The 17,747-nt window shown below is 64.5% G+C and carries 13 protein-coding genes and 6 pseudogenes; 16 read left to right on the top strand and 3 right to left on the bottom strand.

Annotation, left to right across the window (positions count from 1 at the left end; translation table 11 throughout):
* Positions 1–36: 36 nt before the first annotated feature.
* Positions 37–1,530 carry a PE family protein gene (locus tag SHTP_RS21905; protein WP_096371770.1) on the bottom strand — a complete coding sequence of 498 codons (1,494 nt, stop codon included), beginning with the start codon at positions 1,528–1,530 and terminating at the stop codon, positions 37–39.
* Between SHTP_RS21905 and SHTP_RS27565 the strand changes: the two genes are divergently transcribed.
* Positions 1,529–1,798 carry a hypothetical protein gene (locus SHTP_RS27565; RefSeq protein ID WP_131807385.1) on the top strand — a complete coding sequence of 90 codons (270 nt, stop codon included), beginning with the start codon at positions 1,529–1,531 and terminating at the stop codon, positions 1,796–1,798. The genes SHTP_RS21905 and SHTP_RS27565 overlap by 2 nt on opposite strands.
* Positions 1,799–1,968: 170 nt before the next feature.
* Here the strand turns inward: SHTP_RS27565 and SHTP_RS21900 are convergent, their stop codons facing one another.
* A complete protein-coding gene (locus SHTP_RS21900; protein ID WP_096371769.1) occupies positions 1,969–2,763 on the bottom strand; it encodes a hypothetical protein in 795 nt (264 codons plus the stop codon).
* Positions 2,764–3,428: 665 nt separating this feature from the next.
* Between SHTP_RS21900 and SHTP_RS30190 the strand changes: the two are divergent.
* The 15 genes and pseudogenes from SHTP_RS30190 to SHTP_RS21830 form a co-directional block, all read left to right on the top strand.
* Positions 3,429–3,521 (top strand): annotated as a pseudogene (locus SHTP_RS30190) (MmpS family transport accessory protein); the annotation flags it as partial.
* A gap of 144 nt (positions 3,522–3,665) precedes the next feature.
* Positions 3,666–4,868 (top strand): ISAs1-like element IS2404/ISMul1 family transposase, encoded by a 1,203-nt coding sequence (locus SHTP_RS21895; RefSeq protein WP_420873034.1) that lies wholly within the window; start codon positions 3,666–3,668, stop codon positions 4,866–4,868.
* Positions 4,844–5,052: pseudogene (locus SHTP_RS21890) on the top strand (MmpS family transport accessory protein); the annotation flags it as partial. The gene SHTP_RS21895 and the pseudogene SHTP_RS21890, both read left to right, overlap by 25 nt.
* Positions 5,053–5,195: 143 nt before the next feature.
* Positions 5,196–6,398, top strand: a complete 1,203-nt coding sequence (locus SHTP_RS21885; protein ID WP_420873033.1) for an ISAs1-like element IS2404/ISMul1 family transposase — start codon at positions 5,196–5,198, stop codon at positions 6,396–6,398.
* A 21-nt stretch (positions 6,399–6,419) separates the two neighbouring features.
* Positions 6,420–6,635 (top strand): annotated as a pseudogene (locus SHTP_RS21880) (MmpS family transport accessory protein); the annotation flags it as partial.
* Positions 6,632–7,975 (top strand): annotated as a pseudogene (locus tag SHTP_RS21875) (MMPL family transporter); the annotation flags it as partial. The pseudogenes SHTP_RS21880 and SHTP_RS21875, both read left to right, overlap by 4 nt.
* A gap of 133 nt (positions 7,976–8,108) precedes the next feature.
* Positions 8,109–9,311 (top strand): ISAs1-like element IS2404/ISMul1 family transposase, encoded by a 1,203-nt coding sequence (locus SHTP_RS21870; protein WP_420872975.1) that lies wholly within the window; start codon positions 8,109–8,111, stop codon positions 9,309–9,311.
* 19 nt (positions 9,312–9,330) lie between these two features.
* A pseudogene (locus SHTP_RS21865) lies at positions 9,331–11,001 on the top strand (MMPL family transporter); the annotation flags it as partial.
* A gap of 5 nt (positions 11,002–11,006) precedes the next feature.
* A complete protein-coding gene (locus SHTP_RS21860) occupies positions 11,007–11,276 on the top strand; it encodes a glutaredoxin family protein (RefSeq protein ID WP_172900579.1) in 270 nt (89 codons plus the stop codon).
* A gap of 110 nt (positions 11,277–11,386) precedes the next feature.
* Positions 11,387–12,808, top strand: a complete 1,422-nt coding sequence (locus tag SHTP_RS21855; protein WP_096371765.1) for a glutamyl-tRNA reductase — start codon at positions 11,387–11,389, stop codon at positions 12,806–12,808.
* Between the two features lie 13 nt (positions 12,809–12,821).
* A complete protein-coding gene (gene hemC / locus SHTP_RS21850) occupies positions 12,822–13,766 on the top strand; it encodes a hydroxymethylbilane synthase (RefSeq protein WP_096371764.1) in 945 nt (314 codons plus the stop codon).
* A 24-nt stretch (positions 13,767–13,790) separates the two neighbouring features.
* Positions 13,791–15,464: a bifunctional uroporphyrinogen-III C-methyltransferase/uroporphyrinogen-III synthase gene (locus SHTP_RS21845; protein WP_011742146.1), complete on the top strand. Its 1,674-nt coding sequence runs from the start codon at positions 13,791–13,793 to the stop codon at positions 15,462–15,464.
* A 39-nt stretch (positions 15,465–15,503) separates the two neighbouring features.
* Complete coding sequence (gene hemB, locus SHTP_RS21840; RefSeq protein ID WP_015354481.1) at positions 15,504–16,487, top strand: porphobilinogen synthase; 984 nt, start codon at positions 15,504–15,506, stop codon at positions 16,485–16,487.
* An 11-nt stretch (positions 16,488–16,498) separates the two neighbouring features.
* Positions 16,499–17,035, top strand: a complete 537-nt coding sequence (locus SHTP_RS21835) for a transport-regulating membrane protein Mce1N (RefSeq protein ID WP_096371763.1) — start codon at positions 16,499–16,501, stop codon at positions 17,033–17,035.
* On the top strand, positions 17,032–17,316 hold the full coding sequence (locus SHTP_RS21830) for a hypothetical protein (RefSeq protein ID WP_011742149.1): 285 nt from the start codon (positions 17,032–17,034) through the stop codon (positions 17,314–17,316). Before SHTP_RS21835 ends, SHTP_RS21830 begins: the two co-directional genes overlap by 4 nt.
* A gap of 155 nt (positions 17,317–17,471) precedes the next feature.
* Here the strand turns inward: SHTP_RS21830 and SHTP_RS29295 are convergent.
* Positions 17,472–17,745: pseudogene (locus SHTP_RS29295) on the bottom strand (IS1634 family transposase); the annotation flags it as partial.
* Between the last annotated feature and the right edge of the window lie 2 nt (positions 17,746–17,747).

The following is a 17,747-nucleotide window of genomic DNA, read 5'->3' as shown; positions in this document are numbered from 1 at the left end:
GGGCGGGCGAACCCGCACGCGATTGGTTACCGAGCGCTACCCGTGCGCGCCGGGCGCACCGAACAGCAGCCCGCCGGAGCCGCCGGCCCCGCCGGCGCCACCGGACCCGCCGGCCCCGCCGTCGCCAATCGCCTGGGCGTCACCGCCGTCGCCGCCATCGCCGCTGGCGCCGGAGTGCCTGCCGCTGCCACCGGTGGCAGCGGTGCCGCCGTGCCCGCCGTTGCCGTATAGCCACCCGCCGGTCCCGCCGCCGCCATCGCCGCCGGCCCCACCGCTGCCTATGGGGCGACCGTGACCATTCCCGCCGGTCCCGCCGCCGCCGCCAGCGCCGCCGTGGCCGATCAGCAGGCCGCCGTTCGCGCCGGCGCCGCCGGCCCCGCCTGCCCCGCCGTCGCCGCCAGCGCTGGCGGCCCCGCCGGAGCTGTCGCCACCTTCACCGCCTGCGCCGCCGTCGCCGCCTGCGCCGCCATTGCCCAACAGCCACCCGCTGGCCCCGCCAACGGCGCCTTGGCCGCCTTGTCCGCCGTCACCGGCAAATCCGCTTGCTGCGCCGCCGTCACCGCCGTCGCCGCCGTCGCCGCCCGCCCCGCCGTTGCCGAGCAGCCCGGTAGCGCCGCCGCTGCCGCCGCTGCCGCCGCTGCCGCCGACTCCGCCGTCCACGCCGCCCTCGGAGCTACCAACGACCCCGCCGGCCCCGCCGATACCGCCGGCTCCACCGTTGCCGTAGAGCCAGCCGCCGTGCCCGCCGGTGCCGGCGGGCCCTCCTGCCCCAGCGGTCGAGGCGAAGTTTTCCCCTCCGCCCTGCCCGCCGTTGCCGCCGGCGCCGCCTTGGCCTAATAGCCCAGTGCCACCGCCGAGACCACAGCTACCCCCGTGACCGCTGGGAGCGCCGATGGTGCCGCTGCCACCGACGCCGCCGATTCCGCCGGAGCCGTATAGCCAGCCTCCGGTTCCGCCGGCCCCGCCATCGCCTCCAACCGCGCCGGAACCGGTGGTCGGGCTGTAGCCGGTTCCGCCGGCGCCGCCGTTGCCGATGAGTCCGGCCGCCCCGCCGTTGCCACCGTCGGGGTTCGCCGCGGAGCCGGTTCCGCCGGCGCCGCCGTTGCCCAAGAGCAGCCCACCGTCGCCGCCGTCCTGTCCGGGGGCGCCGGCGGCGCCGTCACCGATCAGGGGGCGGCCCAACAGGGCTTGGGTGGGGGAGTTGAGCACGCCGAGCAGGTGTTCTTCGACGCCCTGTAGCGGGTTGGTGTTGGCGGCCTCGGCGGCCGCATAGGAGCTCCCGCTGGCGGTCAACGCCTGTACGAACCGTTGGTGCACCCCGGCCATCTGGGCGCTCAGGGCTTGATAATCCAGGGCGTGGCCGGAAAACACCGCCGCCAGTGCGGCTGAGACGTCGTCCGCGCCGGCGGCCGGCACGCCGGTGATCGTGGCGGCGGCGGCCCGGTTGGCGATCTGCAGCGTCGAGCCGAGACCCGCCAAGTCCGTAGCTGCGCCTGCCAGAAATTCCGGGGCCGCGATCACATATGACATGGTTTCCTTCGGGCCCGTCAATATCGGATGGGCACTGTATCGCTGGTTAATAGTGGTAGATGGCAATAACCTATCGGTGCTGGTCCCGAATTTTGGGCGTTCGGCCGATTCCGTCAGCCGCGTGACCGTAGGTGGCGGATCGGCCGTTCTGGCCAGAGGCTCACGCAAAATGCGCGATGCGCAGATCATTTTCCCTGATATTTCTCGATTCCGTATGTCCGAGGCGATCATGCCAAGACGTGAAAGCGTGATTCCTGAACTTCGGTGAGGAAAAAACTTCGGGACCTGCCATTTAGTGGAAGAGGTCGGCCGACGGAAAACTGCTTTTTGGTCCGGCATATTTTGCGGCACCGATGTGAGTCCGATGGGCTCCGTCGCTCGCTGGCGGGTGGCCGTTCTATCATGCACTTTCGTATCGCCGACAGAAATAGATCGGCATCAATTTTCTGATGACTGAGGCGAATAAAAAGACCCAATGAGATCGAGCGCATCGATCTCGGTCAACAGCAGGCTCAGGATTGCGGATCGGGCATGGTCGATGTCGCGATTCTGCCCCCACGTGGCGCGTGTCTCCACCGCCATCAGGAATGCTTCGCGAGCGATGTCAGGGATGTCTCGCGGCAGCCGGGTGAGGTCCGCGGCATGGGTGAAGCAACTCCCGGGGTAGGGGCTGACGCATTGCTTGAGCATCTTCAGAAGCGTCTTCACGGCGAGCTTGTTGGTTTCGGGCTCGTCGTCCGCAAAGCATGCCCGCCGCCAGTTATGCATCTCCGCGAGCAGCAGTACAGCGCGTTCCTGTCGAAGTTTTTCGACGACGGTATGCATCGGCGCGGCGGCAGCAAACGGTGCCGGGTTTATATGAAACTCTCCGCATTGAGCGACTTCGTACGTCATCGCCAGTGGTCGACCGCCGATTTTTGATGACCGGTCGAATTCTGTGCGCCACACGAGGTCAAACCCAATTCCGATGGCGGTGCGCTCGGTGAGGTCTTTGACGATGCGGTTGAGTTCCCCCAGCGTCTCCCCGCGTGGCGCATCGTCTCGGGCGATGCACACGATATTCAGGTCGCTCCATCCGGGTATTACATCGTCTTTAGCCAGTGAGCCACAGATGGCAATGGAGTCCAGAAAACCGAGGCAAATTGCCGCCGCCAAGAAATCGTCGGCCGCCGCGCGGTAGCATGACTTTGGCGCCCACCTGGTGATTACTCGATGGTCGGTCGATACGCGCATCGATGTTGTGCCTTTCGCCCAATTGAGTTGCGACCGATGACCGCGGAATTTTTTAGAGTTGGCCGAGCGGCCTGTCGCAGACGCTGAACAGTGTGCTCTACAAGCGTTGAATCGTCAACCTTGCCCCCGAATCATTGCGCTCCCTAATTCATTCGGCGGTGACATCCGATGGCTAATTCACGGACCGCTGAAATAAGCGTGGAACGCGTCGTTGTGGGGCAGTGCGGGCCATCGATAGCGGCTGGGGTTGCTGCGCATCCGATGCCGCTTCCGGCGCAGTGCTTGGAGCGACGGTTGATGGCCCCGTCGAGGCATTTTGGGGCCTAGCGCGAAGCGCCGATGGGTGGGGAAGTGCCGCCTGGACGTGACGGCCGCCGCAAGCCGGGCCGGCAGACAACGGTTGCCATCGGGCAAGCCGTTGGGTTGCACCTAAATCCCGCGCGCGAGGTGCCGCGTGCGGAAATCCGAAATGCTTCAGCAGGTCGCCATTAGCGTCTACGCTAGTTAGCGCAACGAGATATCTGATAGCGACGCATATGGAGAATATTGGGCGGTACAGGCCCGCGTGATGGGCGGTCTCAGCCGGGCCCCTTTTTAAGGGTCCAGCCGCGGCCGGTGTTTTTGGTCGCGCGGGCGATTTTGTGACCCGGTGGCGGAACACGAGGGTGAGGATGATTCCGGTTACCAGCGTTGTGAGACGAATGTGGCTGCTGCTTGCTGTCACGGGCGTGGCCCTTGTCGCCGGGCTTGGTATTTACCCAGGGCTCCGGCGTTGTTGATTAGCAGGCTTGTGAGCTGGGTTGATGATCTTTGGTGCCGCGCTATTGGGGCCGGAGTGTAGGCACGGGCTATCTGGAGAACGATCGAGTTGGTTACTGTTCGTCGTTGGTCTGGAGTTGCCCGTGCCTACCGTTTCAGTATTGCCTGTGTCGTCGGTTCCAGAGGTGTTCGACCGCTGGAGTCCTGGTGAGCGCAGCGAGCTCATCGGATCGGAGTTTCTCGATGTGTTGGCCTCGGTGCCAGACCCGAGGGACCCACGCGGTCGGAGGTATTCGCTGATGGCTTTGTTGGCGATCGCGGTTCTGGCCACTGCCGCGGGGATGCGCGGCTATGCTGGTTTTGCCACATGGGCGGCCACCGCTCCCGATGATGTGTTGGCCCAATTAGGGGTCCGGTTCCGGCGGCCCAGTGAGAAGACCTTCCGCGCTGTTTTGTCTCGGCTAGACCCCGCCGACCTCAACGCCAGGATGGGCAGTTACTTCACTGCACACGTGGCCAGCAGCGACCCCAGCGGATTGGTGCCGATCGCGTTGGACGGCAAGATGCTGCGTGGTGCTTTACGCGCCAAAGCGACAGCCACGCATCTCGTGTCGGTGTTCGCCCACCGTGCCCGATTGGTGCTCGGTCAACTCGCTGTCGCCGAGAAAAGCAATGAAATTCCCTGCGTACGTGCCCTGCTCACGCTGCTGCCGGGTAGCTTGCGGTGGCTGGTCACCGTGGATGCGATGCATACCCAGGTCGTCACCGCGAAGTTGATCTGCGCCACCTTGAAGTCGCACTACCTGATGATCGTCAAGTCCAACCAAGCCAAAATACTTGCGCGTATCACCGCGCCGCCCTGGGCCGAGGTGCCCGCAGCCGCTACCGACGACTCCCGCGGCCACGGCCGTGTCGAGACCCGCACCCTGCAAATCATCACCGCTGCACGAGGAATCGGCTTCCCCTACGCAAAACAAATCATCCGGATCACTCGTGAACGCTTGATCACCGCCACCGACCAGCGCAGCGTGGAGGTGGTCTATGCCATCTGCAGCCTGCCGTTCGAGCACGCCCGCCCTACCGCGATCATGACCTGGATGCGTCAACACTGGGGAATCGAGAACAGCCTGCACTGGATACGCGACGTCACCTTCGACGAAGACCGTCAAAGGGCACATACCGGAAACGGCGCACAGGTCCTAGCAACGCTACGCAACACTGCGATCAATCTGCACCGCCTCAACGGCGCCGACAACATCGCCGAAGCCTGCCGGATCACCGCTTTGACCACCAACCGCCGCCTAGACCTCCTCAATCCACAATTCCCCAGCTCACAAGCCTGCTAATCAACAACGCCGGAGCCCTGGGTATTTACCGGCGCCATCGAGTTTTCGGTGTTCATGAGCAACCCATGAGCAACCCGTTGTCCAGGCGGCAGCGGATACCGATGTTTCGCAGTTCAATCCGAAGTACGTCACCTACGAGGTCTACGGCCCCGCCCCGAGCGCACGAATCGCTTACCTGGACCCCCAGGGCTCCGGCGTTGTTGATTAGCAGGCTTGTGAGCTGGGTTGATGATCTTTGGTGCCGCGCTATTGGGGCCGGAGTGTAGGCACGGGCTATCTGGAGAACGATCGAGTTGGTTACTGTTCGTCGTTGGTCTGGAGTTGCCCGTGCCTACCGTTTCAGTATTGCCTGTGTCGTCGGTTCCAGAGGTGTTCGACCGCTGGAGTCCTGGTGAGCGCAGCGAGCTCATCGGATCGGAGTTTCTCGATGTGTTGGCCTCGGTGCCAGACCCGAGGGACCCACGCGGTCGGAGGTATTCGCTGATGGCTTTGTTGGCGATCGCGGTTCTGGCCACTGCCGCGGGGATGCGCGGCTATGCTGGTTTTGCCACATGGGCGGCCACCGCTCCCGATGATGTGTTGGCCCAATTAGGGGTCCGGTTCCGGCGGCCCAGTGAGAAGACCTTCCGCGCTGTTTTGTCTCGGCTAGACCCCGCCGACCTCAACGCCAGGATGGGCAGTTACTTCACTGCACACGTGGCCAGCAGCGACCCCAGTGGATTGGTGCCGATCGCGTTGGACGGCAAGATGCTGCGTGGTGCTTTACGCGCCAAAGCGACAGCCACGCATCTCGTGTCGGTGTTCGCCCACCGTGCCCGATTGGTGCTCGGTCAACTCGCTGTCGCCGAGAAAAGCAATGAAATTCCCTGCGTACGTGCCCTGCTCACGCTGCTGCCGGGTAGCTTGCGGTGGCTGGTCACCGTGGATGCGATGCATACCCAGGTCGTCACCGCGAAGTTGATCTGCGCCACCTTGAAGTCGCACTACCTGATGATCGTCAAGTCCAACCAAGCCAAAATACTTGCGCGTATCACCGCGCTGCCCTGGGCCGAGGTGCCCGCAGCCGCTACCGACGACTCCCGCGGCCACGGCCGTGTCGAGACCCGCACCCTGCAAATCATCACCGCTGCACGAGGAATCGGCTTCCCCTACGCAAAACAAATCATCCGGATCACTCGTGAACGCTTGATCACCGCCACCGACCAGCGCAGCGTGGAGGTGGTCTATGCCATCTGCAGCCTGCCGTTCGAGCACGCCCGCCCTACCGCGATCATGACCTGGATGCGTCAACACTGGGGAATCGAGAACAGCCTGCACTGGATACGCGACGTCACCTTCGACGAAGACCGTCAAAGGGCACATACCGGAAACGGCGCACAGGTCCTAGCAACGCTACGCAACACTGCGATCAATCTGCACCGCCTCAACGGCGTCGACAACATCGCCGAAGCCTGCCGGATCACCGCTTTGACCGCCAACCGCCGCCTAGACCTCCTCAATCCACAATTCCCCAGCTCACAAGCCTGCTAATCAACAACGCCGGAGCCCTGCCTGGACCCCGACGCCCACGTGCGCCAACTGTCAGACGTGCCCCTGCCGTGGTCGCAAACCGTCTCGACCTCGCTGCCCGCGGTCAGCGTGAACCTCTTGGCGCAGAGCAATGCCGAAGAACTCAGCTGCCGAATTCTGGTCAACGGAGCCGTCAAGGACCAGCGATCGGTGAGCAGACCCAAAGCCCTCACCTTCTGCCAGGTGACATCCGCATGAGCGACGGGCACACCGCACCGGCGTCAAAGCCTCCGTTTGTGCCACGGACAATCCGGCGGTTTGCGGTGCTGGTGCTGTTGTTGTGGCTGGCCTACACCGCCATCGTCAACCTCGCCGTTCCGCAGTTGGAGGTGGTGGGGAAGGCGCATTCGGTATCGATGAGTCCCAGCGACGCCGAGTCCATTCAGGCGATCAGACATGTCGGTCGGGTGTTTGGTGAGTTTAACTCCGACAATGCGGTCACGATCGTGCTGGAAAGCGACCAGAAACTCGGCGACGAGGCGCACCATTTTTATAGCGAGCTGATGAAGAGGCTCAAGGCCGATCCCCGCCACGTCGCGCACATCCAAGATTTCTGGGGTGACCCGTTGACGGCGGCCGGATCGCAAAGCGCGGACGACAAAGCCGCCTATGTCGTGGTGTACATCGTCGGCAAGAACGAGACGGAGGCCTACGCCTCGGTCCATGCCGTGCGCCATATCGTGGACAACACTCCGGCGCCACCGGGCCTTAAGGCCTATGTGACCGGGCCGTCGGCTCTCAATGCAGATCAGGCCGAGGCCGGGGACAAAAGTATCGCCAAAGTCACCGCGATCACCAGCGTGGTGATCGCGGTGATGCTGCTTTTTATCTACCGTTCCGTGGACACCGCATTTCTCGTGCTGATCATGGTGGGAATTGACCTCGGTGCAATTCGCGGAACCATCGCTTTTCTCGCCAACCACAACATTTTCAATCTCTCCACCTTTGCGACCAATCTGCTGGTGCTCCTGGCCATCGCGCCCGGCACCGACTACGCGATATTCATGCTCGGGCGCTATCACGAAGCGCGCTATGCCGGCGAGGACCGAGAAACCGCCTTCTACACGATGTTTCACGGGACCGCGCACGTGATCCTGGGCTCCGGTTTGACCATTGCCGGCGCGATGTACTGCCTCAGCTTCGCCCGGCTCCCATATTTTCAAACGCTCGCCGCGCCATGCGCTATCGGCATGCTCGTCGCAGTCTTTGCGGCGCTTACGTTGGGACCCGCCGTGCTGGCGGTCGGCAGCGCCTTGAAGCTTTTCGACCCCAAACGCCGCGTCAACACGCGGCGCTGGCGCCGGGTCGGAACGGCGATTGTGCGCTGGCCTGGACCGGTTCTGGCGGCAACCTGCCTGGTCGCCTCTATCGGCCTGCTTGCCCTGCCCAGTTACAAGACAACGTATGACCTGCGCAAATTCATGCCATCAAGCATGCCGTCCAATGTCGGGGATGCGGCCGCCGGCCGGCACTTTTCACGGGCTCGGCTGAACCCCGAGGTGCTGATGGTCGAAACCAATCACGACATCAGGGCTCCGGCGTTGTTGATTAGCAGGCTTGTGAGCTGGGTTGATGATCTTTGGTGCCGCGCTATTGGGGCCGGAGTGTAGGCACGGGCTATCTGGAGAACGATCGAGTTGGTTACTGTTCGTCGTTGGTCTGGAGTTGCCCGTGCCTACCGTTTCAGTATTGCCTGTGTCGTCGGTTCCAGAGGTGTTCGACCGCTGGAGTCCTGGTGAGCGCAGCGAGCTCATCGGATCGGAGTTTCTCGATGTGTTGGCCTCGGTGCCAGACCCGAGGGACCCACGCGGTCGGAGGTATTCGCTGATGGCTTTGTTGGCGATCGCGGTTCTGGCCACTGCCGCGGGGATGCGCGGCTATGCTGGTTTTGCCACATGGGCGGCCACCGCTCCCGATGATGTGTTGGCCCAATTAGGGGTCCGGTTCCGGCGGCCCAGTGAGAAGACCTTCCGCGCTGTTTTGTCTCGGCTAGACCCCGCCGACCTCAACGCCAGGATGGGCAGTTACTTCACTGCACACGTGGCCAGCAGCGACCCCAGTGGATTGGTGCCGATCGCGTTGGACGGCAAGATGCTGCGTGGTGCTTTACGCGCCAAAGCGACAGCCACGCATCTCGTGTCGGTGTTCGCCCACCGTGCCCGATTGGTGCTCGGTCAACTCGCTGTCGCCGAGAAAAGCAATGAAATTCCCTGCGTACGTGCCCTGCTCACGCTGCTGCCGGGTAGCTTGCGGTGGCTGGTCACCGTGGATGCGATGCATACCCAGGTCGTCACCGCGAAGTTGATCTGCGCCACCTTGAAGTCGCACTACCTGATGATCGTCAAGTCCAACCAAGCCAAAATACTTGCGCGTATCACCGCGCTGCCCTGGGCCGAGGTGCCCGCAGCCGCTACCGACGACTCCCGCGGCCACGGCCGTGTCGAGACCCGCACCCTGCAAATCATCACCGCTGCACGAGGAATCGGCTTCCCCTACGCAAAACAAATCATCCGGATCACTCGTGAACGCTTGATCACCGCCACCGACCAGCGCAGCGTGGAGGTGGTCTATGCCATCTGCAGCCTGCCGTTCGAGCACGCCCGCCCTACCGCGATCATGACCTGGATGCGTCAACACTGGGGAATCGAGAACAGCCTGCACTGGATACGCGACGTCACCTTCGACGAAGACCGTCAAAGGGCACATACCGGAAACGGCGCACAGGTCCTAGCAACGCTACGCAACACCGCGATCAATCTGCACCGCCTCAACGGCGCCGACAACATCGCCGAAGCCTGCCGGATCACCGCTTTGACCGCCAACCGCCGCCTACACCTCCTCAATCCACAATTCCCCAGCTCACAAGCCTGCTAATCAACAACGCCGGAGCCCTGATCACGACATGCGTAATCCGGTCGACATGCTGGTGTTGGACAAAGTTGCCAAGAACATCTACCACAGTCCAGGAATCGAACAAGTCAAATCGATCACCCGGCCATTGGGTACGACCATCAAGCACACTTCGATACCGTTCATCATCAGCATGCAGGGCGTTTTCAGCACCGAGAACATGCAGTTCATGAAAGCGCGAATGGATGACATGTTGATCCAGGTGCAGGCGATGAACGTCACAATCGACACCATGCACACCATGTATCAGCTCATGGGCGAGGTCATCGACAACACCGTCGACATGGATCATCTCACACATGACATGTCGAATATCACCGACGGTTTACGGGATCGCCTAGCGAATTTCGAAGATTTCTTCCGTCCTATTCGCAGCTACTTCTACTGGGAAAAGAATTGCTTCGATGTGCCGTTGTGCTGGTCGATAAGGCAGATATTCGACATGTTCGACAGCGTCGATCAGCTGAGTGAAAAGCTGGAATATCTGGTCAAAGACATGGACATGCTGATCACGCTGCTACCCAAGATGCGTGCGCAGATTCCGCCGATGATCAACACCATGACGATCATGCGCGACATGCTGCTCGTCTGGCACGGCACACTGCAGTCGTTCTACGAGCAACAGGACTCGGGCAGCAAGGATCCCGGCGCAATGGGGCGGGTGTTCGACGCGGCCCAAATCGATGATTCGTTCTATCTGCCGGAGTCGGCTTTCAAGAATCCGGATTTCCAACGTGGTCTGAAGATGTTCCTGTCCAAGGACGGCAAGGCGGCGCGGTTCATCATCGCGCTCGACGGCGACCCCGCGACGTCAGCGGGCATCTCGCGCGTCGCGTCGATCAAGCAGGAGGCGCGCGAGGCGATCAAGGGCACCCCGTTGCAGGGTGCGGCGATCTATTTGGGCGGCACCGCGGCGACGTTCAAGGACATCAGCGAGGGCGCGACCTTCGATTTGCTGATTGCCGGCGTGGCCGCGATCAGCTTGATCGTGATCATCATGATGCTGATCACCCGAAGCGTGGTGGCCGCCGCGGTGATCGTCGGGACCGTGCTGCTTTCCATGGGGTCTTCGTTCGGCCTATCCGTGCTGGTCTGGGAGGACATTCTCGGCATTGAGCTGAACTGGATGGTGCTGGCGATGTCGGTGATCCTGCTGCTGGCGGTGGGATCGGACTACAACCTGCTGCTGATCTCCCGGCTCAAAGAGGAGATCGGCGCCGGCCTCAATACCGGGATCATTCGTGCCATGGCCGGTACCGGAGGCGTGGTGACAGCCGCCGGAATGGTGTTTGCTGTGACGATGTCGCTGTTCGTGTTCAGTGACTTGCGGATCATCGGGCAGATCGGCACCACCATCGGATTGGGCCTGCTGTTCGACACGCTGATCGTGCGCTCGTTCATGACGCCGTCCATCGCGGCGTTGCTGGGCCGTTGGTTCTGGTGGCCGCAACGAGTTCGCCCGCGCCCGGCCAGCCAAATGCTGCGGCCGTCGGGACCCCGCAGCCTGGTTCGTGCGCTCTTGCTGTCGCCGGAGAACAAGTCGCCAGGGGGCCATCGCCTTCCCGAACCTGGTGCCCCGGGCACGCCGAACAGCAGCGATGTCACCGTCGCCGGACGTGCGCCAATTCAGCCGTCAGGTGAGCTGCCACACTGATGCCCATGACACAGTCAACACATCGCCGGCAGGTGGAGCTATTGACCCGCGATGGTTGCGCGATCTGCTTGCGAGTGCACGCGCAGTTGGCCGAGTTGGCCGGTGAGCTCGACTTTGACCTGGTCAGCACCGATGTCGACGTCGCCGCGTCGGCCGGCAACGCACAATTGCGGGCCGAGTTCGGCGACCGGCTGCCGGTGATTCTGCTGGATGGGCGCGAGCACAGCTACTGGGAAGTCGACGAACCCCGGCTGCGGGCTGACCTGGCCAGCTGAGGAGCCCATACCCGTCTAGTCGATTATTTGGTAGCCCAACTACCAAGCGTCTACCGTAGAGAGCAGTTCACTTTCTCGAGACGCAAGGGAGCGGGCCAGGTGATGCTGCCGTGAGCATCTTGCTCTTCGGGGTTTCGCACCGTAGTGCGTCGGTCTCCGTCCTGGAACAACTCAGCATCGACGAGTCCGAGCAAGTCAAAATCGTCGACCGGGTGCTGCAGTCGCCGCTGGTCACCGAGGCCATGGTGCTGTCGACGTGCAACCGCGTCGAGGTATACGCCGTTGTCGAGGCGTTCCACGGCGGTTTGTCGGCGATTGGACAGGTGCTCTCCGATCACTCCGGTATGTCGATGGGGGAGCTGACCAAACACGCTTACGTGCGCTATAGCGAGGCGGCCGTCGAGCACCTGTTCGCGGTGGCCAGCGGACTGGATTCGGCGGTGGTCGGCGAGCAGCAGGTGCTCGGCCAGGTGCGCCGTTCGTACTCCGTCGCCGAGGCCAACCGCACCGTCGGCCGGGTGCTGCACGAGCTGGCCCAGCGCGCGCTGTCGGTGGGCAAACGGGTGCACTCGGAGACCTCGATCGACGCCGCGGGTGGCTCGGTGGTGTCGGTCGCGCTGGGCATCGCCGAACGCAAGCTGGGCGGTTTGGGCGCCAAGACCGCCGTGGTCATCGGAGCGGGGTCGATGGGGGCGCTCTCCAGCGCACATCTGACCCGGGCCGGCATCGGCAAAGTCCACGTGCTGAACCGTTCGCTGGCCCGTGCACAGCGGCTGGCCGGCAAGATCAGGCAGTCGGGCGTGCTCGCCGAAGCCCGGACACTGGACCGGCTGGCCGAAGTGCTGACCGACGCAGATGCGGTGGTCAGTTGCACCGGGGCGGTGGCTCCGGTGGTTTCCCTGGCCGACGTGCACCACGCGCTGGCCACCGCACGCCGCGACGAGACGACCCGGCCCCTGGTCATCTGTGATCTGGGGATGCCCCGCGATGTCGACCCGGCCGTGGCCGGGCTGCCCGGTGTCTGGCTGATCGACGTGGAGCGGGTGCAACGCGAACCGTCGGCCCATGCCGCTTCCGCCGACGTTGCTGCGGCCCGCCACATTGTCGCGGCCGAAGTCGCCGGCTATCTGGCGGGGCAGCGGATGGCCGAAGTCACTCCGACCGTTACGGCGCTGCGCCAGCGTGCCGCGGACGTGGTCGAGGCGGAATTGTTGCGCCTGGACAACCGGCTGCCGGGGCTGGACAGCGCCGAACGCGACGAGGTGGCCCGCACGGTGCGACGGGTGGTCGACAAGCTGCTGCATGCGCCGACGGTGCGGATCAAACAACTGGCCAGTGCCCCTGGTGGCGACAGCTATGCCGAGGCATTGCGCGAGCTGTTCCAACTGGACCAGACCGCCGTCGACGCCGTAGCGACCGCCGGCGAATTGCCCGTCTTTTCAAGCGGATTGGATGCCGGAGCCGGCCCGCAGGGCGCTGATGGCCCGTCGGCCGGCCCGACCCCGTCTGCCCCCAACCCTTCCGCCGAGTAGCTGATTGGCGCACGTGATCCGGATAGGCACCCGGGGCAGCCTGCTGGCCACCACCCAGGCTGCGATCGTTAGAGACGCTCTCATCGCCAATGGCCATGCCGCCGAGCTGGTCACCATAAGCACGCTCGGCGATCGATCCTCGGCGCCGATCGAAACTCTCGGTGTGGGGGTTTTCACCACCGCGCTGCGCGAGGCTATCGAGGACGGCCGCGTCGACGCCGCTGTGCACTCGCACAAAGATTTGCCAACCGCCCAGGACCCCAGGTTCACCATTGCGGCCATTCCGCCACGACAGGACCCCCGCGACGCAGTTGTTGCCCGCGACGGGCTGGTGCTCGGGGAATTGCCGGTCGGTTCGCTGGTGGGAACCTCGTCGCCGCGGCGGGCCGCGCAGCTTAGAGCATTGGGTCTCGGTTTGGAAATCCGCCCCCTAAGAGGCAACCTAGATACCAGGTTGAACAGGGTAAGTAATGGTGATCTTGACGCCATCGTGGTGGCTCGGGCCGGGCTGGCCCGGCTGGGCCGTCTCGACGACGTCACCGAGACGCTGGAGCCGGTACAGATGTTGCCAGCGCCTGCTCAAGGTGCGCTCGCGATCGAATGTCGAGCCGGCGATAGTCGGCTGGCAACAGTGTTGGCGGAGTTGGACGACGCCGACACGCGGGCAGCGGTCACCGCCGAGCGAGCCCTGCTCGCCGAACTGGAGGCTGGTTGCTCCGCGCCGGTGGGTGCGATCGCTGAGGTGGTCGAGTCCATCGACGAGGAGGGACGGGTTTTCGAAGAGCTGTCGCTACGCGGCTGCGTGGCGGCACTGGACGGATCCGACGTGATCCGCGCGTCCGGAATCGGCACTTCCGGTCGGGCACGGGAGCTTGGGCTCGCCGTTGCCGCGGAGCTGTTCGAGCTGGGCGCTCGAGAGCTGATGTGGGGAGAGGGCAATTCCCCGCAAGGAAGTTGAGTGAGTGACTTGGGAGCGACAATGATGACGCGAGGGCGCAAGCCGAGGCCGGGCCGCATTACTTATGTGGGCTCTGGCCCAGGTGACCCGGGTCTGTTGACCACACGGGCCGCCGCGGTACTGGCGAACGCCGCCCTGGTGTTCACGGACCCCGATGTGCCTGAGTCGGTGCTGGCCCTGATCGGTAACGATCTGCCGCCCGTCTCCGGGCCGGCGCCCGCGACTGCAGTGGCCGACAATGCTGACGCTGCGACCGGCGGCCCCGCCGAGGGTGAGTCCGACCAGGCGGTTCCGGCGGTGGTCTCTAGTGGTCCGGACATCCGCCCGGCGCTGGGTGATCCCACCGAAGTTGCCAAAACGCTGACCGCCGAAGCCCGTTCGGGCGCCGACGTGGTGCGTTTGGTGGCCGGTGACCCGATGTCGGTGGACGCGGTGATCGCCGAGGTCAACGCCATTACCCGCAGCCACCTGCAGATCGAGATCCTGCCCGGTCTGGCGGCAACCAGCGCGGTCCCGACCTATGCGGGACTGCCCCTGGGCTCCGCGCACACGGTTGCCGACGTGCGTGGCGACGTGGACTGGGAGGCGCTGGCCGCCGCACCGGGTCCGCTGATCCTGCAGGCCACCGCGTCACATCTGGCTGACGCGGCCCGCACGCTGGTTGAGCACGAGCTGGCGGACACAACGCCGTGCGTGGTGACCGCGCACGGAACCACCTGCCAACAGCGCTCGGTGGAAACCACCCTGCAGGGGCTGACCGATCCGGCCATCCTGGGTGGAACCGACCCTGCCGGCCCGCTGACCGGGCCGCTGGTGGTGACCATCGGCAAGACCGTGAGCAATCGCGCCAAGCTGAACTGGTGGGAGAGCCGGGCACTGTACGGCTGGACCGTATTGGTACCCCGAACCAAAGACCAGGCCGGCGAAATGAGCGAGCGGCTGACGTCCTACGGTGCCCTGCCGGTCGAGGTGCCGACGATCGCCGTCGCACCGCCGCGCAGCCCGGCGCAGATGGAACGCGCGGTCAAAGGCCTGGTCGACGGCCGGTTCCAATGGGTCGTGTTCACCTCCACCAACGCCGTGCGCGCGGTGTGGGAGAAGTTCGGCGAGTTCGGCCTGGATGCCCGGGCGTTCTCCGGAGTGAAGATCGCCTGTGTGGGCGAGTCGACTGCCGACCGGGTTCGCGCTTTCGGGATCAGCCCGGAGCTGGTCCCGGCCGGGGAACAGTCCTCGCTGGGCCTGCTGGACGAATTCCCGCCCTACGACAGCATTTTCGATCCGGTCAACCGGGTGTTGCTGCCGCGCGCTGACATCGCCACCGAGACGCTGGCCGAGGGGCTGCGCGAGCGTGGCTGGGAGATCGAGGACGTGACGGCCTACCGCACGGTGCGGGCCGCTCCGCCGCCGGCGGCCACCCGCGAGATGATCAAGACGGGCGGTTTCGACGCGGTCTGCTTCACCTCGAGTTCTACGGTGCGCAATCTGGTCGGTATCGCCGGTAAGCCGCACGCGCGGACCATCATCGCCTGCATCGGACCCAAGACCGCCGAAACGGCCGCCGAGTTCGGGCTCCGGGTGGATGTCCAACCCGAGACTGCCGCGGTGGGTCCGCTGGTGGACGCGCTGGCCGAGCACGCCGCCCGGCTGCGCGCCGAAGGAGCCCTGCCCCCGCCTCGCAAGAAGAGTCGCCGGCGCTAGTGGTGCACGCGGAGGGATGCTAGTGGCGGGCCGCCACTGATGGGCGCCTACCCGCGGCAGCGGCCGCGCCGGCTCCGCTCGACTGCGGCGATGCGCCGCTTGGTAGCGCAGACCTCCTTGGAGCCAAGGCATTTGGTGCTGCCGATGTTCGTCGCCGACGGTATCGAAGAGCCGCGCCCGATCGCGTCGATGCCGGGGGTGATGCAACACACCCGCGATTCGCTGCGCAGCGCCGCCGCGGACGCCGTTTCCGCCGGGGTGGGCGGCCTGATGTTGTTCGGGGTGCCCCGTGACACGTCGAAGGACCCCGTCGGCTCGGCCGGTACCGATCCCGACGGCATTCTCAACGCGGCCCTGCGCGACTTGGCCAAGGATCTCGGGGACGCGACGGTGCTGATGGCCGAAACCTGCCTGGACGAGTTCACCGACCACGGGCACTGCGGGGTGCTCGATGACCGGGGCCGTGTCGACAACGACGCGACCGTGGCCCGCTACGTCGAATTGGCGGTCGCGCAGGCGCAGGCCGGCGCCCATGTGGTGGGACCGAGCGGGATGATGGACGGCCAGGTGGGTGCGATCCGCGACGGGCTGGACGAGGCCGGCTACGCCGACGTGGTGATTTTGGCCTACGCGGCCAAGTTCGCCTCGGCGTTCTATGGCCCCTTCCGAGAAGCGGTGAGCTGCAGCCTGTCCGGGGATCGGCGCACCTACCAGCAGGAACCGGGCAACATGCGGGAGGCGCTGCGCGAGGTCGAGCTGGATCTGGACGAAGGTGCCGACATCGTGATGATCAAACCCGCTTTGGGGTATCTGGACGTCGTCGCCGCGGCCGCAGACATTTCCCCGGTGCCGGTGGCCGCCTATCAGGTCTCGGGGGAGTACGCGATGATTTGTGCGGCGGCGGCCAACAGCTGGATCGACCAGCGGGCCGCGGCCCTGGAGTCGCTGACCAGCATCCGGCGTGCCGGGGCCGATATCGTGCTCACCTATTGGGCCGCCGATGCAGCGAGTTGGCTGTCGTGACGGAGGCTCACATGACATCAGCGGGGGAACCCAAGACGTTGTTCTACGAATCCGGCGCCTCTTGGTATTGGCTGCTGGCCGGCCCGTTCTCGGCGCTGTCGTTGATCTTGATCGAGAAGTCCACCGGCGCCGGCATCCAGTTGATCACCCGAGTGATCTTCCTGGTCCTGGTGTCGGTATTCGTCGGCATTCAGGTGAAGGCGGCGCGAATCCACACCTCGGTGGAGCTGACCGAAGAATCCCTACGTCAGGGCACCGAGACCATCCTGGTGTCCGAAATCGTGAGGGTGTTCCCCGAACCCGAGAACTCCGTCGCATCTGGAAAGTCGCTGGCCAAGTGGCAGTCGGCGCGGGCGCTTGGTGAGTTGGTCGGGGTACCACGCGGCCGGGTCGGCATCGGCATCAAGCTCACCGGCGGACGCACCGCGCAGGCCTGGGCGCGTCGGCATCGCCATCTGCGTGCGGCGCTGACTGCATTGGTGCAGGAACGAGTCGGGCCTACCCAGGTCGACCGCGACGCTGGCGACGACGCCGAGACGGCACTGTGAACCCCCGCAACCGGGCCGTGATTGAGCTGGCTCTGGCCCTCGTCGCGGTGTGGGCCACCGCGGCGAGCTGGCTACAGACCACCTCAACGGTGGCGGTCGCTCCCGTTACCGCAGGTCAACCCGTCACGACGTCGGTGATCTATCACCCGCAGCAATTGGTGCTGACCCTGGCCCTGGCGACCCTGGCAGGGGTGCTCGCGGTCGTGGGAGTCTGCCGGTTGCGGCGGGCGCGACAATCGCCCAGTGCGCCTGCCGACAACAGCTCGGATCTCGCGCGCTAAGCGGTTTTTCGGACCAGCGACAACATCAGCTGACGGTGAATGCTGTTGGCCTGAGCCAGGTCGCGCAGCGCCTCGTGCACCGAGCTCCGAGTTGGCTCAATTGGAGGACGGGTCGGCAGAAGTGAGGGTGTGGTCGCCGGCCTTGATCTTGACCGTGCGGGTCCCCACCCGCCACGACGGACGCTGGCCGTAGCCAAGGTTTGCCGCCACCGGCGTTGGGCCTAGATCGGCATCCGCCGCTTGACGGTGGCATAGGAGATCGGCCGGACCCCGATCTCGGTGAGCACTCGTTCGGTGTCGATCATGGTGCTGGGCCCAATGATCCGCGCCATCACGAAACACGTTGTCGCTATAGATGGTTGAGTTGAACCCTAGGATCCGGTAAGACGCGCACAGGCCGTTTCGCAGATGTCTTCTTGGGTCACTTGTGT

Source organism: Mycobacterium ulcerans subsp. shinshuense, assembly GCF_002355775.1.
Classification (GTDB): domain Bacteria; phylum Actinomycetota; class Actinomycetes; order Mycobacteriales; family Mycobacteriaceae; genus Mycobacterium; species Mycobacterium marinum.
The sequence above is the reverse complement of the archived record's forward strand: the minus strand, read 5'-3'. Positions and strand labels throughout refer to the sequence as shown.

What these genes read in the sequence shown, in the direction of transcription:
- SHTP_RS27565 (WP_131807385.1), top strand. Translation starts at nt 1,529, where the DNA reads ATGGTTTCCTTCGGGCCCGTCAATATCGGATGGGCACTGTATCGCTGG.
- SHTP_RS21905 (WP_096371770.1), bottom strand. Translation starts at nt 1,530, where the DNA reads ATGTCATATGTGATCGCGGCCCCGGAATTTCTGGCAGGCGCAGCTACG.
- SHTP_RS21900 (WP_096371769.1), bottom strand. Translation starts at nt 2,763, where the DNA reads ATGCGCGTATCGACCGACCATCGAGTAATCACCAGGTGGGCGCCAAAG.
- SHTP_RS21860 (WP_172900579.1), top strand. Translation starts at nt 11,007, where the DNA reads ATGACACAGTCAACACATCGCCGGCAGGTGGAGCTATTGACCCGCGAT.
- SHTP_RS21845 (WP_011742146.1), top strand. Translation starts at nt 13,791, where the DNA reads ATGACGCGAGGGCGCAAGCCGAGGCCGGGCCGCATTACTTATGTGGGC.
- hemB (WP_015354481.1), top strand. Translation starts at nt 15,504, where the DNA reads ATGGGCGCCTACCCGCGGCAGCGGCCGCGCCGGCTCCGCTCGACTGCG.
- SHTP_RS21835 (WP_096371763.1), top strand. Translation starts at nt 16,499, where the DNA reads ATGACATCAGCGGGGGAACCCAAGACGTTGTTCTACGAATCCGGCGCC.